The sequence below is a fragment of the Clostridia bacterium genome (assembly GCA_014360065.1).
GTDB lineage: Bacteria > Bacillota > DSM-521 > Neomoorellales > JACIYF01 > JACIYF01.
Window position 1 is genome coordinate 14282 of the sequence record JACIYF010000026.1, and the last position, 15818, is coordinate 30099.

Genomic DNA, 15818 nt, shown 5'->3' on the forward strand with positions numbered 1-15818 from the left:
ACAAGGAATTGGAGGTGCTAATCTTGAAGAGTCCAGAGCAGTATATTGAGAGCCTTCGCCAGCTCAAGCGTAAAGTTTACATCCAGGGCCAGCGGGTAGAGAACGTAGTCGACCACCCGCTGGTGCGGCCCTCGCTGAACGCTTTGGCCATGACCTTCGCTTTGGCCCAGGATCCCGAATATCAGGAACTAGCCACGGCCAAGTCCCACCTGAGCGGCCATACCATTAACCGTTTTACCCATATCCACCAGAGCAACGAAGATCTGATCAAGAAAGTGAAGCTGCAGCGGGTCCTGGGCCAGAAAACTGGCTGCTGCTTTCAAAGGTGCGTGGGCTTTGATGCCATGAACGCCGTTTACAGCACCACCTTTGAAATTGATGCCGATAGAGGAACCAGCTACCACCAGCGCTTCCTTAACTTCCTCCGTTACGTCCAGGACAACGACCTGGTGGTAGACGGGGCCATGACCGACCCCAAAGGAGACCGCAGCCGGCGGCCTCACCAGCAGGCCGACAGCGACCTTTTCATGCATGTGGTGGAAAAGCGTGACGACGGGATCGTGGTCCGGGGAGCCAAGTGCCACCAGACCGGGGCCCTGAATTCCCACGAGATCCTGGTCATGCCCACCCTTTCCATGCGGGAAGAAGATGCCGACTATGCGGTTTGCTTCGCCGTGCCGGCGGATGCCCCGGGCATCACCTTTATCTTAGGACGGCAGGCATCGGATACCAGGAAGCTGGAACCGGGCAACCTAGATGTGGGCAACGCCAAGTTCGGCGGCCACGAAGCCTTTGTCATCTTCCACAACGTATTCGTACCCTGGGAACGGGTATTTATGTGCGGGGAGTATGAGTACGCCGGCCGCCTGGTGGAGCGGTTTGCCGGCTACCACCGCCAGTCCTACGGCGGCTGCAAGGTGGGCGTAGGCGACGTCCTCATCGGCGCCACCGCCAGCGTGGCCGAGTACAACGGGGTGGAGAACAGCGCTTCGGTCAAGGATAAGATTACTGAGATGATCCACCTAAACGAAACCCTGTATGCTTGCGGGCTGGCCTGCTCGCTGGAAGGGAAGGCCACCAGGTCCGGCAACTACCTGGTAGATTTGCTTTTGGCCAACGTCTGCAAGCTCAACGTTACCCGCTTCCCCTATGAGATTGCCCGGCTGGCCGAAGATGTGGCCGGGGGGCTGATGGTGACCATGCCCTTTGAGGCCGACCTCAGGAACCCGGAGACGGCCGGGTTTATGCAGAAGTACTTCTGCGGCGTGGATGGGGTATCGGTGGAAGACCGGTTGCGAATGCTCCGGCTGATCGAGAACCTCACCCTGGGTCCAGGGGCAGTGGCCTACCGTACCGAGTCCATGCACGGGGCCGGCTCACCCCAGGCTCAGCGCATCATGATTACCCGCCAGGCCGACATGGCCGAGAAGAAGAAGCTGGCCCGGGCCCTGGCCGGGATAGAAAAGTAGTAGCAGCCTACTGCAGTGCATTCTAAAAATGGTGCCCTTGCGGGAGGGTGCACAACTAGGCATGAAAAAGGTTGCGCGAGGGTGCCGGGGCGCTGGCCCGGAAGCGACATTAAGCCGAGCGGCTAAGCCACCTCAGCGACAGCGAGGGCAGAGGCGGGCCGGAGGGCAGGATGCCCGGAGCCGGCCACGGACATGGACGTCCGATTGGCCGGGTAGCCCGCCGAAGCCAGAGATGGAGCGCTAGGTGGCTCCGCGCAGGATTACGGAGCGGAGGGCCAGCGCCCCAGGTTGGAAATAAGTGCTTTTTGAAGGAGGTAACCCTTGATGGATTTTCGCCTCAGCGAAGAAGAAGAGCTGATACGCAATACCATTCGCGATTTCGCCGAGAACGAAGTTGCCCCCCGGGCGGAAGAGATCGACCGTACCGGGGAGTTCCCCGCCGACCTGATTAAGAAGCTGGCCGATATGGGCATGATGGGCATCCCCATCCCCGAGGAGTACGGTGGCGGCGGCGCCAGCTACATGTCCTACATCGTCACCATTGAGGAGCTGGCCCGGGCCTGCGCCTCCACCTCGGTAATCGTGGAAAGCCACGTATCCCTATGTGCCGAGCCCATCCTCAAGTTCGGCACCGAAGAGCAGAAAAAGAAGTACCTGGTACCGCTGGCCCAGGGCAAGATGCTGGGCTCCTTTGGCCTGACCGAGCCCAACGCCGGGTCCGATGCCGGCGGCATGCAGACCACCGCGGTCCTGGACGGCAACGAGTGGGTGTTAAACGGCTCCAAGATGTTCATCTCCAACTCCGGAGTAGCCGACATTACCATTGTCCTTGCGGTTACCGACAAGGAAAAGAAGACCCACGGGGGCATCAGCGCCTTTATCGTCGAGGCCGATAACCCCGGCTACTCCACCAGCGCTCCCCTGGATAAGCTGGGCATCCGCGGCTCCCACACCTGCGAGATCACCCTGGAGGACTGCCGGGTGCCCAAGGAGAACCTCCTGGGCGAGGTGGGTCAGGGCTTCAAGATCGCCATGTGGGCCCTTGATGGCGGCCGCATCGCCATCGCCGCCCAGGCCCTGGGGATTGCCCAGGCCGCTTACGAGGAAGCGGTCCGCTACTCCCTTGAGCGCAAGCAGTTCGGGCAGCCCATCGGCAGGTTCGAGTTCGTCCAGGGCATGCTGGCGGACATGGCCACCGAGATCCAGGCCGCCCGGCTCCTCACCTATTACGCTGCCTGGCTAAAAGACCAGGGCCTCCGCTACACCAAGGAGGCGGCCATGGCCAAGCTCTATGCCTCCGAAGCCGCCATGCGCCATACCATCAAGAACGTCCAGATCCACGGCGGTTACGGCTTCATGATGGAGTACCCGGCCCAGCGGCATATGCGCGACGCCAAGATCACCGAGATTTATGAGGGTACTTCCGAGATCCAGCGCATCGTTATCGCCAACAACATCCTGAAGGAGTTTAGCCGATAAGCTCTAGACTCCCCCCAACCCTCCAACCTACCTACCTACCCGATGGAGCGGCCCCAAATGGCAATGATTTGGGGCCGCCTCTGGCTTTTCTTCTGCCTATGGCTGAGACTGGTGGATTTAATTGCCCCAGCGACGGGTCCGGGTTATACTTGGGCTTCCCTTGATCTTCCTAAGCCAACCTTTGATCCCCAATCCTTTTCAGGTAATGCCGATGGTTAAATTCAGGTTAAATTCAATTTTGCGATTAAGTTAGCAGGATTTTAGGAAAACCAATAGAAAACACATAAATAGCGAGTTAAACGATTCAGTAAGACTTAGCGCTTGGAAAATACCGGCATCCGCGCTAATATAACTGCCGGAGCAGCGAAGCTCTTTTAACCGCAGGTAGCCAGGGCGTAACTTGGGTACGCAGGGATGTTTTGCTTGGATGGCTGGCAATAGCGGCGGGTTGTTGGACAAAAAAGTGCCTTAGGGTGCTTTTTTGTGGAGGTTGCCGGTCGGAGAACGAGTAGGAACTGTGCAAAAAGTATACCAAGCCAACCTCCGATGCTGGCTTAGCGAGGCACCCGAGGTGATTTTGCGGCCTAGTTTAAACGTTTAATGGGAAAGAGGTGTAGCATGCCAACGATCAAGGACGTTGCCCGGGCGGCGGGCGTATCCATAGCTACTGTATCCTACGTTTTCAACGGTGTGCCTAAGGTGGGGGAGAAAACCCGGCGCAAGGTGCTGGAGACAGCCCGGGAACTAGGCTACATTCCCCACAAGGTGGCTTCGCAGCTGGCTTCCCGGCACACCCGTACCCTGGGGGCCATTTTCCCCTACGTAGTCGTAGAAGAATCCTCCTCCGGGCAAGAGCCTAACTATTACGTTACCGAAGTCATCTGGGGCATTGAAAACACCGCCCAAAGGCTGGGTTACGGTCTCTTGATTGCTGGATGGGGTCCAGAATCCAACTGGGAGCTTCCCGCTATGCTTCGGGACGGCAGTGTGGAAGGGGTCTTCCTTACCGGAGGATTGTATCCTACTGAGTTTATCCACCAGGTAAAGGATACCGGTATCCCTGCCGTACTGGTAGGAGTTACCGCTCCCGAAAACATGCTTGACTCGGTTTCGGCGGATAACGAGGAGGGCGCCTTTCAGGCGGTAAAGCACCTCATCTCCCTGGGCCACCGGCGGATTGGTTTTATCAACAGCCCGGCCGTAAGCCGTACTAGCGAGGAAAAGGCAAGAGGGGTGCGCCGGGCGCTTCGCTCCAGCGGGATAAAACCCGATCCCGACCTTACTCGCGAAGGTGATTTTAGCGTTAAGAGCGGCTACCAAGCAGCCCGCGACTTGCTCACTCTTTCCAATCCCCCTACTGCCCTGTTCGTGGGTGACGACGCCATGGCGGTGGGAGCCCTGGAAGCAGCTCGGGGGCTCAATTTGGAGGTCCCGGGGGATGTAGCCATCGTTGGCTACGGCGATGGCCCCATGAGCCGGATTACCATTCCACCCCTGACCACGGTGAGGATAAAAAGGGACCGGTTGGGGGAAATGGCGGTGCGTTGCCTGATTGATCGCATCAATGGCATTAACGACGTTACCGTCACCATCAAGCTGACTACCAAGCTGGTTGTTCGTAGCTCATGTGGCGCCAAATAGGCAGGCGCTTATGCCTTTACTCTTCCGAGGCTTCATATCCCCAGCGGTGTTGACCTTTCTTTCTCTTGCCTACGAAAGGAGCCATGCGCTAAGCGCTTAACCAAGTCTTCCCAAAGTACAAAAGCTTCTTTACAAGTTAAATTAGTTAAATTGTGAAGCAAGGAAGGAATTTAAAAGTAAGTATAGAATCAAATAAATAAACTAGGTTAAATGCTTAACTAAATTATCTATAGCTTATGCTGGGTATGGCATATGAGGCGCTAGGCCGTTACCAGCTCTCATAAGGCAGCCGAGGCCCAAGCGGCCTAACAACAAAGAACCTTGGAGGGATTCACTGTGGGGAATCTTAGAATAAGGCCCATTCAGGTAGGCACGCTTTCAGGGGACAAGTCGGCCCTCACCTATATGCGCAACTACGGGGTGAGGTACGATCAGCCGGCCCTCATCTGGTACATTGATGGGGCCGAGAAAAAGATCCTGGTGGATACTGGCCCTTGCGATCCCGAGTGGTCGGCCAAGTACCATTGGCCGATGACTCGTACTCCAGAGCAGGAGCCGGCCACGGCGCTTAAGCTAGCCGGCATCGATCCCGAAAGCATCGAAATCGTCATCCTCTCCCACCTGCACTGGGACCATGCTTTCAACAACCACCTCTTCCCCAATGCCGAATTCATTGTCCAAGAGGCAGAGCTGCGGTATGCCATCTGCCCCCTGCCGGTGCATGCCAACGGTTATGAAGCGGTAACCATCGGCATGAGACCGGACTACTACACCCATACCAAGTACACGGTTATTAACGGGGATCAACAAATCGTACCCGGCGTATCGGTAATCCTCACCCCGGGCCATAGCCCCGGTTCCCAGTGCGTGGTGGTGGAGACCAAGAAGGGTAACTATGTCATCGCTTCCGATACCGTGCCCCTGTTTGAAAATTGGGAGGGAACAGGGCACATAAAGCATCTTCCCAGCACCATCCATGTGGGACTGGTGGAGTACTTCGAGAGCCTGGAAAAGATCGAGAAGGTGGCTGACTTTGTCCTTCCCGGCCACGACATGAAGGTCATCGAGCACCAGTGGTACCCTGAAGACTAGTCAAACTAACCAACTAAGCAAAAGCTACTATGCCTGGGGCTGGGAAAGGGGAGGGGGCAGAAAGCTTCCGTACTCAACTCTCCCAACCTCAACCTGGAGGGAGAAACCTGTGCGGATCGAAACTTGCGATGTACTAGTGCTTGGAGGGGGGGTAGCTGCCCAGCGGGCGGCGGTGGCCGCCGCCCAGGCCGGCCAAAAGGTAACCATGATCATAAAGGGCGGGGGCACCTGCTCGGCGGGTTTAGTCGGCTACAATGTGGCTTTTCGGAACGCCCCTTCGGGCGATAGCCCAGCCAAGTACTTTGATGACCTGATGAGCGGAGGAGGTTTTCTTAATAATCCCAGGCTCTTGGCTGTCATGGCCTATGAATCTGAGTCAACTGCTTATGAGCTGGAACAGCTGGGAGTGCCTTTCGACAAAGACAACGGGCATTTTGCCGTTCGCCAGGCGGCTGGCTCCAAGTACCCCCGCACCATTCACTATGGCGACCAGATCGGCCCGGTAGCCATGGAAAAGCTTCTAGCCCGGTTTGATGAGCTGGGCGGAAAAACTGTTCGCCGTACTGGGGGTATTGCCCTCATCAAGGATGGAGAGAAAGTGATCGGAGCTCTGGCCATCGATTACGCTAAGGAGGAGCTAATTGCTTACCTGGCCAAAGCCACTGTTCTGGCTACCGGCGGCCTGGGGTATTTGTATGGTTTTTCCACCAACCCGCCCGGGATCGTGGGCGATGGCATGATCATGGCTTATGAGGCCGGGGCTACCCTGATGGACATGGAGTTTGTCCAGTTTGAGCCCTTCATCTTCGTGTGGCCAGAAAACATAGCTACCTTTAGCGTTCCTACTACCTTGGTCTGGGATGGGGCCAGAATAACTAACCGATTGGGAGAGGAATTCCTACCCAAGGATCCAAGTGGCAAAGTCAAGCCTCTCACCAAGGACGTGCTTTCCCGTTACCTCTATTTCGAAGTTAGGGAAGGTCGGGGATCGGACCACGGCGGGGTCTTCTTTGACGCGTCGGTGCTCCCAGCGTCTATCCTTGAGAACTATCCCCGCTTCATGCATCGGTGCCGCATCTCCGGCATTAACCCGGCCAAGGATGCCATGGAAGTAGCTCCGGCTGCTCACCATATGATGGGGGGTGTAGTTATCGATGAGAACTGTTTTACCGGCATCCCTGGCCTCTTTGCCGCCGGCGAGGTGGCGGCTGGGGTGCACGGGGCCACCCGCCTGGCTGGAGCCGCTGGCACCGATGTCCTAGTATTCGGCAAGCGGGCTGGAGTCGCGGCTGCTGCCTATGCGGCGGGACAGGCTCTGCCTCAGGCTTCTGAGGGCCGGATCCAGGAGAGCGCTTCCCCCATCCTTGCTCTCCTCGATGCCTCCGCTCCTGATACCGCAGCGGGTCGGGCCCAAGCCTTAAAGGATCTCAAGACTATCCTTTGGGACAAGGTGGGCATAGTTAGGGAAGCTGAAGGCCTTACCGCGGCTCTGGAAGAGATTAACTCTCTATCCAAACAGGTTTCAGCTTTCAAGGCCCGCACTGTATCCGAGCTGGCGGAGCTTTTGGAGGTAAGAAACTCCCTGCTTCTGGCTCGGATGATCGCCACCTCTGCCTTGATGCGGGAGGAGAGCCGCGGCGATCATTACCGGGCAGACTTCCCGGAGCGAGACGACGTCAAGTGGCTTAAGAACATCCTGGTGGTTAAGCCCGATACCCGGCCGGTGGAGCCGCCGGTCAACCGGGCCGAGGTGGTGAGAATGGGAGAGTAGAGCGCAAGGGGCGGCGTACCTTGGTGGCCCTTATTGAGCAACCTTGAGCTGCTCAATAAGGGCCGGTCCTAGCACCAGTCTTAAACACTTAGCAAGAATGGAGGGAGACCATGACCAAGGCCGGGAACATTATTGCAGCTATTTTGGGAGCATTCTTTACTTTGTTTCTTCCTTTTGTAGCGGCGGAAGCTGCTCCTGGGGGAGCACAGGCTGGCCCGAGCAGCATGGCGGGCATCCTCACCCTGATTATCTTCGCGATTTTGGTAGCTTTGATTATGCGAGAGACCATCCCAGCAATTCTAGGTCTCATCCTCATGGGCATCTTTCTGCCGTTGGTAGCTGGAGTTCCGGGGCGGGTAATTCTAGACAAGGTTCTGGCTGAGGGCGCGGTTGCCCAAGGAAAGACAATTATCATAATCATCTTTGGCGCTTGGATAGGGCAAGTTCTTGTCAAAACAGGCATAGCTCAAAGTATCATCCGTATGGCGGCGGAGCTTGGGGGTGATAAGCCTCTGTTAGTGGTGCTGCTAATTTCCCTGGCTACTGCCTTCATTTCCGTGGGCTTATACGGTCTTGGGCCAATTATCATGATCGGGGTCATGGCGCTGCCGATTATGATGACGCTAGGAGTATCTGCACAAGTTGCCACTACCATCTACCTGCTATCGACTGTTGCCGGATATATGCTTAATCTGACGCTATGGGGTTCCTACCAAGGGATCACCAAGGTGGCCTTCGATCAACTGATGCCTATGCCCATAATCATGGCCATTGTAGTACTAGTTTTCGCCATAGTTTATGTTTGGGTACACGTATCCAAGCTGGGCCATGCATCTGCTTGGGCAGTGCAAACGGGATCTCCGGAAACGTCAACTGTCAAGCGGGTTAATGGGCTAGCCATGCTTTCTCCGATCATTCCAGTCCTAGCTTACTTTTTCCTTAGGATTGATGTAATACCTTCCCTCATGATTGGCATACTCTGGGCGTTTGTAACCACTGCAAAGGGGCGTTCTTGGAAGGAAACCGTTGAGATTTTCCATAAGTCGATTTACGACGCCTTTCCTGACGCAGCCCCGGTAATCATGCTATGGATAGCTGTCAGCATCCTCCTTGCGGCTGTCACTCTTCCCCAGGTAAGCTTGGTTATCAAAGGGCTTATGGGGCACATTGCGCCGACAAGTAAGCTGGGATTCATAATCTTCTTCATTCTACTCATGCCGCTTTCTCTGTACCGAGGGCCGCTCAACATTCTGGGCTTGGGCGCAGGTGTTTTTACGGCCATGGTATCTTTAGGTGCCTTTTCACCCTTGGCTCTGTTTGCGGGGTGGGTGGGGACTATCATCATGGTATCCGTAACGTGTCCTACGGTATCGTGGGTAGCTTGGGCGTGTTCCTACACTGGTACGCCTGTAGCTAAGAATCTTGTTCATACGTTGCCATGGACTTGGGCCATCGGTGCCATAGCGGTTATAGTAGCGGCTATACTCTTTCTTTGATTGAGGAAAGCTAGGCGGTATTTAAGCTTTGGGTTGCCTTATCCAATTGCGGGCACCGAGCCGAGAACGCAAAGCTCGGTGCCCCACAAGGCGTACCAAATCTTGGAGGGATGGTTTTTGTCTAAGGTGAGAATAGGAATAGACGTTGGCGGTACTTTCACCAAAGCGGTGGCAATAGATGCAGAAAACCTCAACCTCGTAGGGAAATATAACGTTCTTACCTCCCATGGCGCCAAAGAAGGTGTAGCTCGCGGTGTGCTGGAGGCCTTTTCCGGATTGCTAAAGCAGCTCTGCATTGATCCTTCTAGCGATATCTCCGTAATTGCCCATAGCACCACCCAGGCCACCAACTCTCTGTTGGAAGGTGACGTGGCACCAGTTGGCGTAATTGGCATGGGCTCAGGGCTGGAAAGCGTCCTGGCGCGAGGGCAGACAGCTGTCAAAAACATTGAGTTGGCACCTGGCCGCTACCTGACAGTTGATCACACGTTTATCGATGTTTCCAGCTTCTCAGATGAAAGAGTAAAAGAAGCCATACAAGAACTTATGGGTCGCGGAGCCAAAGTGGTTGTAGCCAGCGAGGCGTTTGGTGTCGACGATCCTGAGCGTGAGCTGCGAGTGATTGCAGTTGCATCGGAAATGGGCATTCCCGCGACGGCAGCCTGTGACGTTTCTCAGCTGTATGGTTTGACGGTTCGTACGCGAACCGCCATCATCAATGGAAGTATTCTTCCGAAAATGATAGATACTGCCAATTTGACCGAGGAAAGCATAAAGTCTGCCGGAGTAAATGCCCAGCTTATGATCATGCGGGGTGATGGTGGGGTCATGTCCATTGAAGAGATGCGCAGGCGCCCCATCCTTACCGCGCTATCAGGCCCTGCGGCTAGCGCTGCGGGCGCCTTGATGTATCTAAAGATTTCCGATGGAATCTTTCTTGATGTAGGCGGCACATCTACCGATATTGGTGCCATTCGGGCTGGTAAACCCATGGTAAAATACGCTCGCGTGGGTGGCCACAACACCTACCTGAATTCGCTAGATGTGAGGACAATTGGTATTGCTGGTGGGAGCATTGTACGGGCATCTGCCAGCGGAATAATTGATGTCGGCCCCAGAAGTGCTCACATTGCTGGCATGGAATACTCGGCCTTTGCTAGGCCGGAAGAGATCGAAGAGCCGCAAGTAGTAAGAGTAAGGCCTTTTGCTGATGATCCTTCTGACTATGTAGGAATCAAGTGCAAGAATGGCAAAACCTATGCCATAACCAATACTTGTGCTGCCAATGCTCTAGGGTTGATTCCGGAAGGTGACTATGCCAGGGGTAGCGCTGAAGCAGCGCGAAAAGCAATTGGCGCCTTAGCAAAGGAACTAAACCTGCCAGTGGAGGACGTGTGCCAACGAATCCTAGAGATATCTGCTACCAAGTGCCAGAAAGTGATAATGGAATTGATCGACGAGTACAAGCTTGATTTGCATAGCTTAACGCTGGTGGGGTTGGGCGGAGGAGCCGGCGCATTGATGCCAACTATCTCCAAGCTTATGCGGCTGCCTTACGAAATAGCTAACAATGCAGAGGTTATTTCATCGATTGGGGCTGCCTTAGCCATGGTGCGAGATGTAGTGGAGCGTACCATTGTTGATCCCACGCCAGAAGATATTCTTAGGGTGAAACGCGAAGCGGAACAGGCTGCCTTAAGCGCGGGGGCGGCGCCAGGGTCGGTCAACGTGAGCATAGAGATTGATCGCAAGCGCAATCGGGTTAAAGCTATAGCGATGGGTGCCGCTGCCATGGAAGTCCAAGACTTTAAACAAAAGCTCTCCCTCGATGAAGCCAGGCAGTTGGCATCGAAAACTATGGAGATCCCGGCTCAAAGCATCCAGGTGGTAGCGGAGACGGATATGTTCTGGGTACTGGAAGGGATAAAGGAGACCAAGAAGCTGTTTGGACTATTGACCAACAAGACGCGCTTGTCCCGCGTTGTTGATCGTTTCGGAGCTATCCGATTGCGGTTTACGGATCCAGTAGTGGTGACGACTAAGGTGGAAAAGGCCGAAGAAGTTCTCAGCTATGTTTTGGATAAAGTAACTCTGTACGATGATAAGGTTGGCAAGACCTTGGGAGATATTTACCTATTGCTAGGAAGCAGGATTGTGGATTTGTCTGGGCTTACGGCTGAAGAACAAGTATTATCTCTTGCGATCACAGAAGTTGCGGGCTTTGAGAAGGATTATCCTATAGTAGTGATAGGTGCAAGAAAACACGTCTAAAAGTACAGTGTTTCATTGGCTAAAGGCTGGGGGTTGAACCAGGTTGACTTGGGTGAGGCCGGCAAATAGTGAAGCTCTGAGTGTAGCTATCTCCATCCTCCTATCAAGCCGAGGTGGTTCCCAGATAACCAGGGCTAAGGCAGAAGCATGGGCTTCGGAGGCACTGGCAGCCGGGCATAGCCTAGGACAAGAAGTGAAGGCGTGCTACCCGGGACTAGGTCCAGTTGAGGTTGCTCACCAAGTCGGTGTTGGTATAAAGTTCGCTCGCGACAATCGCTGGTTGAGAGCCATTTATACGCCTGAGCCCCCAACCGTAACTATATACCCAGAATCCTTGGAACCTCTGCAGGATCGCTTACATCATCTTCGGCTGCCCCAGGGTTTCTCATTACTGGACCTGGCGATTGCCCATGAACTATTTCATCATTTTGAACATGTACGCGGATCGATTTCTAAGCGGTATTACGTGAACGTTTTTAAACTCGGCCGGTTTAGCCTGAAGACATCCTTGCCCGCCTTGAGTGAAATTGCCGCTCATGCCTTTACTAAAGAACTGCTTGGGCTGGACTTTTACCCCTACCAACTTGATGACTTCGTCGAATGAGCAGCTACTCCCTCCTCTACTCCTCTTATTTCGCAAGGGAATCTGGCTCTGGCACTCCTGGGTCATCTCTGTGCCGTCGTCTCAGCAGTCTTTCTAGACACCTCGGTATTGGTTAGCCGCAACGCTGTTTGCGCGGCTACCAGTGCCAAAAGGGGAAAAAGCACGGTCCCTTCCTTTACCTCTCTAGGGTTTTAGAGGACAAAAAGACGAAGATGGTCTACATCCCCAAGGGCCCATCCGGAGCATGGCGTCCGCCTGTTCCGGCAAATCCGTCCACCCCCGAAAGAGGCGCGATGCCGGGTTAGTCAGTCGGGTATTCTTTTAACACCGTGGCAGCTGATACCTTCCGCTTGTTGGAAGTACCTTCAAGAGCTCAGACGCTGGTCAATTTCCTGCCACCCAAAAAGTTGTTTTTGCGGTATAATAGCCATGCAGGAAAAGCTAGCAGCGTTAAATGGCCTATCTATCGTTACTTCCGGACATCGCAATTGGCTCCATTTTCCGCAAGGGAACGCAAGTCTGCTTTCGAAAAAGGAGCATTCGTGCGAATCCTATCTTCGCCCCATTGTTGGATCCGGTTGACGTCAATGTGCTCTAGCTGGCTCAAAAAGAATTCCTTCACGATAATGATCTCTTTTTCCATTTCTCTTTCACCACCAGCGGGCTTCCGAAACCATTGCTAGCCGCCGCCTGCTCAAAAGTGGAGCGTGGCCCGGAGCTTTTGGCTGAGGCTCGACCTTTAGTGGGACCACCACCGGAACCTGAGAAGCCGGGGCCGAGTGGACAGCCCAACGGTCACGCCGGCTCCAGTGACGAATGCTGGCCAAGAGGCGAAACGGAGTAATGTTGGGACTGCCAGCGTTGATCCGCCAGATAACGTCCAAGTTCTGGCCCGGATAATTGGCTCCTGGTAAAGTCGAAAACAGATAGCGATAGCCAGCTTGGTGGAGAATCTGGATCAAGTCCTGATTATACGCTCCATAGGGATAAGCAAAAAACTGAGTCGGGGCGCCCAGCCGCTCGCGAAAGGTTTGCTGGCAGGCCAAGCTATCTGCCAACATGCGCGCCTGGTACTGGCTTGGGGTTTCGGTTTGGCCAGTACCAGGGTTGAATATCCTGCCTACAGTAGCCGGAGAACTCAGCCCCGGGCCTATAGGAACCAGCTTATGGGAAGAAAAGGTGTGAGCACCAATAGTTATCAAGCCGCTCGCCTGCATTTCCCTAAGTTGTCTCCAGGTCAGGTTCCAATTCTGGCCTACGCTCCCGCTGATCTCAAAAACAGTGGCCGGTACCCGCAACTTCCGAAAGAGCGGAAAAGCCGAATGGTAGAAGCTTCGATAGCCATCATCAAAGGTCAAAACCACCGCTGGTCCGCTGAGGCTTGACTTGCCCTCCAAGTAGTTTGCCATCTCGGAGACAGAAATAATGCAGTAGCCGCTTCTTTTTAGAGCCAGAATCTGGTCCTGAAGGCGGTTAACGCTAATGGTCAATCCCTTTTCCGGCAACCCCAGGTCATGGTATGCCAAGACCACCACCGGCCAGCGTTGGCCGCCAGCAGGTAATTTAGGCCGGCCCGACTTCAGCACGGAGCGGCCTAGCTGGCCCGCCTCTTGCCCTACCAAGGCCAGCTGGGTCCGCCCGAGCGGCGAGCGGTTGGAGCTGGAGCGGACAGCCATATAGGGAACAACCCAATAAAACAAGGAGGCAATTAGGGAAATGATGATTGCAAAAACCGTTACCAGGACTAAAATGCGGTAACCTTTGGCCTTGCGCCGCATAGTCCATCCCTCCCAGCATAACCTACCGGCCGTCGGCGCCATCTAACTCGGGCAACAGCCGTAATACGCCAGAAAACTGAAGTTGCCCTCCAAGCCTCCAGGTTCCGTTCGGAGCAAGCTCTAGCCCCCTAGCTCACTGCCCGCAAGATATTCTCCGCCAGCGTAAACATCCCTGCTGCCAGATTATACTCTACTCAGGGGGCCACCACCATGGGGCTGCATAGGCCAGGCAAAATAAGGGGAGGAAAAAGAGGACAATCACAGGACCGGGCTCGATAACCAGGTCTGCCTACTGTTCCGCTACCAGGAAATCTTCCGGCTGATCCGCTAGCGAGATGGCATCGGAGCAGGCGACTACGACGTTTCGCCCTTTGCCCTTAGCTTGGAAGTCAAAAAAACCGGACCCTTGCGCCTGCCCCGTCAAAAAGAGGAGTTCCCAGCTCGGCGTCAAATACTGAGGAGTACTTCAAGTGGCCAAGCCGTACGGCTGGGTAACCAAATACCAGCCGGTACGTGGGCGGGGCGGTCGAACCAAGACCACCTAAGCCAGAAAGGGTGAGCCGGGGCGGCATATGGTCAGGCGTTGGTTGACTACGTGAAGGCGACGACAACCTCGCCCGACCTCTCGCCGAGATGCACGTCTTCAAGGTTAAGCCCGCACACCTCCGACACCCGAAGCCCGGTGTGGAGAAGAAGAGTCATGACGGCCACGTCCCGCGCCCGGCCGGCTGCCTGGGCCGCCCGCATGAGGGCCATCTGCTCCTTCCTCCCGAGGGACCTCGGGGAAAGCCTCACTTCCTTCAGCTTCTTTACCCCTTCGGTGGGGTGCCCGGAAGCCAGGCCCTCGTCTTTCGCCCACCTGAAAAATGCCGAGAGGGAAGCCAGAGCCCGGTTTATGGTGGCCGGCTTCTGGCCCCGGTTCATGAGATGGCGCTTGAACTCGGCTATGTCGAGGGGCCCGACAGATGCGGGCTCGGGCTCCGAGCCGTAGGTCCCGAGATACCAGCGGGCGAATTTGTTGAGGTCCCGGAGGTAGGCATCAACGGTGGCCGGGCTTGCGTCCCGGCTTCGGAGGTAGTCCGCGAATCCGGTCATCAAGTCGCGATTCATGGAGCGTGTTTCACCTCATGGGAGTATTCGGCAAACGGGAGGGAAGTCCTTCCGGAAGAGGAATCTTATGCGAAGCTCTTATACGTTAGAGAAGGACCTGTACGGTGGTCGGGCGACGCTTAGCCCGGGAATAAAATCGAAGTGACGGGAATTTCCTGTAATTAACTTGGCGCCTACGGATAACACAACTCCCGCGATAAGGGCATCAGGAATCCCCAGCCCGTGGCTGAGCCCGTACTGCTCCAGTAATTCGACTGCCAAGCGAGAAGCAGGGGATGTAACCGGCAGGCTGGCAAAGCCATTCTCTCTAAGGAACTTTTTTATTCTCTGGAGGTCCCGTTTGCCTTCTGCTCCTCTGAAGAGCTCCATCACGGTGATGTCAGTGCATCTGCAATCGTTTTCGGAAAGGGAAAGAGACCGGAGATATTCGCCTGCCTGGGTAAGACCGCGGAAGTAGTCGATGAATATGTCTGTGTCCAGCACGATCAACGGTCCCATTCCTCCCGGCGGAGTTTATCTACCCAGGCGGCTGCATCGTTAAATTCGGGCCGGTGCTCCCACATGCCGAAGCCAATGGGATCAAAACCCCCGGCCTTCCTTTTCTTGCCTTTGCCCGGTTTGCCTTCCCGGGGTTCCACCCCCAGCTTCCGAAAAAGCTCGGCCCGCTCCCTGGCGCTCAGCTTTCCAATCTCCTCCAGCAACCGGTCCACCGCCACGGTCTACCACCTCAAGGTCAATATAACATGCAGATTGCCTTCTAGCAATAACTCTGTCCGCCCTCCTGGTATTTTGCAGTGGATGTTGAGGATGGTGGTCCGGTCATATGCCTCTCACCTGGGACATCTTTTTACCGCCATGGACCAGGCCCTGGCGGTGAAAAACAAGTTTACCCGCGCTATGTCCGGTTGGGAGTCCATAGGCAAAAGGAAAAGGACCATCGTTACCCTGTTTGGCCTTGAGATCACCTACTGCCGCCGGGGGTACCGGAAGAACATCGACGGCCGTATCACCTACCGCTACCCCCTGGATGAGTTCCTGGGCTTAAAGGAAGGGGAGCGCTTCTGCCCCCTCACCCAGGAGATAGCCATCTCTTTGGCTACCAGGATG

General features: G+C 55.2%; 14 protein-coding genes. 9 read left to right on the forward strand and 5 right to left on the reverse strand.

All coding sequences use genetic code 11. The features are described from left to right. Window positions 1-20: 20 nt before the first annotated feature. From H5U02_05935 to H5U02_05970, 8 genes are all read left to right on the forward strand, one after another. Window positions 21-1469 (forward strand): 4-hydroxyphenylacetate 3-hydroxylase family protein, encoded by a 1449-nt coding sequence (locus H5U02_05935; protein ID MBC7341971.1) that lies wholly within the window; start codon window positions 21-23, stop codon window positions 1467-1469. 324 nt (window positions 1470-1793) lie between these two features. Continuing rightward, window positions 1794-2948, forward strand: a complete 1155-nt coding sequence (locus H5U02_05940) for an acyl-CoA dehydrogenase (protein MBC7341972.1) — start codon at window positions 1794-1796, stop codon at window positions 2946-2948. 618 nt (window positions 2949-3566) lie between these two features. Continuing rightward, window positions 3567-4589 (forward strand): LacI family DNA-binding transcriptional regulator, encoded by a 1023-nt coding sequence (locus H5U02_05945; protein MBC7341973.1) that lies wholly within the window; start codon window positions 3567-3569, stop codon window positions 4587-4589. A 336-nt stretch (window positions 4590-4925) separates the two neighbouring features. After that, window positions 4926-5681, forward strand: a complete 756-nt coding sequence (locus H5U02_05950) for an N-acyl homoserine lactonase family protein (protein MBC7341974.1) — start codon at window positions 4926-4928, stop codon at window positions 5679-5681. A 109-nt stretch (window positions 5682-5790) separates the two neighbouring features. Continuing rightward, on the forward strand, window positions 5791-7452 hold the full coding sequence (locus tag H5U02_05955) for an FAD-binding protein (protein MBC7341975.1): 1662 nt from the start codon (window positions 5791-5793) through the stop codon (window positions 7450-7452). Window positions 7453-7562: 110 nt separating this feature from the next. Then, the gene (locus H5U02_05960; GenBank protein MBC7341976.1) at window positions 7563-8948 is read left to right on the forward strand and encodes a hypothetical protein; all 1386 of its coding nucleotides are present in this window, start codon (window positions 7563-7565) and stop codon (window positions 8946-8948) included. Between the two features lie 117 nt (window positions 8949-9065). Beyond that, a complete protein-coding gene (locus H5U02_05965) occupies window positions 9066-11219 on the forward strand; it encodes a hydantoinase/oxoprolinase family protein (GenBank protein ID MBC7341977.1) in 2154 nt (717 codons plus the stop codon). 43 nt (window positions 11220-11262) lie between these two features. After that, the gene (locus H5U02_05970) at window positions 11263-11823 is read left to right on the forward strand and encodes a hypothetical protein (protein ID MBC7341978.1); all 561 of its coding nucleotides are present in this window, start codon (window positions 11263-11265) and stop codon (window positions 11821-11823) included. Between the two features lie 469 nt (window positions 11824-12292). On the opposite strand, the gene H5U02_05975 is transcribed toward H5U02_05970, so the two are convergent. From H5U02_05975 to H5U02_05995, 5 genes are all read right to left on the reverse strand, one after another. Next, window positions 12293-12466 (reverse strand): hypothetical protein, encoded by a 174-nt coding sequence (locus tag H5U02_05975; protein MBC7341979.1) that lies wholly within the window; start codon window positions 12464-12466, stop codon window positions 12293-12295. Between the two features lie 7 nt (window positions 12467-12473). Further along, the gene (locus tag H5U02_05980; protein ID MBC7341980.1) at window positions 12474-13601 is read right to left on the reverse strand and encodes a polysaccharide deacetylase family protein; all 1128 of its coding nucleotides are present in this window, start codon (window positions 13599-13601) and stop codon (window positions 12474-12476) included. Window positions 13602-14192: 591 nt separating this feature from the next. Next, complete coding sequence (locus tag H5U02_05985) at window positions 14193-14711, reverse strand: phage integrase N-terminal SAM-like domain-containing protein (protein ID MBC7341981.1); 519 nt, start codon at window positions 14709-14711, stop codon at window positions 14193-14195. Between the two features lie 78 nt (window positions 14712-14789). After that, window positions 14790-15200, reverse strand: coding sequence for a type II toxin-antitoxin system VapC family toxin (locus H5U02_05990; GenBank protein ID MBC7341982.1), 411 nt, complete (start codon window positions 15198-15200; stop codon window positions 14790-14792). Beyond that, window positions 15197-15427 (reverse strand): hypothetical protein, encoded by a 231-nt coding sequence (locus H5U02_05995; protein MBC7341983.1) that lies wholly within the window; start codon window positions 15425-15427, stop codon window positions 15197-15199. The genes H5U02_05990 and H5U02_05995 overlap by 4 nt, the downstream gene beginning before the upstream one ends. A 91-nt stretch (window positions 15428-15518) precedes the next feature. Between H5U02_05995 and H5U02_06000 the strand changes: the two genes are divergently transcribed. After that, window positions 15519-15818, forward strand: a 300-nt coding sequence (locus H5U02_06000; protein ID MBC7341984.1) for a UPF0236 family protein, incomplete at its 3' end; no start/stop codon positions are given.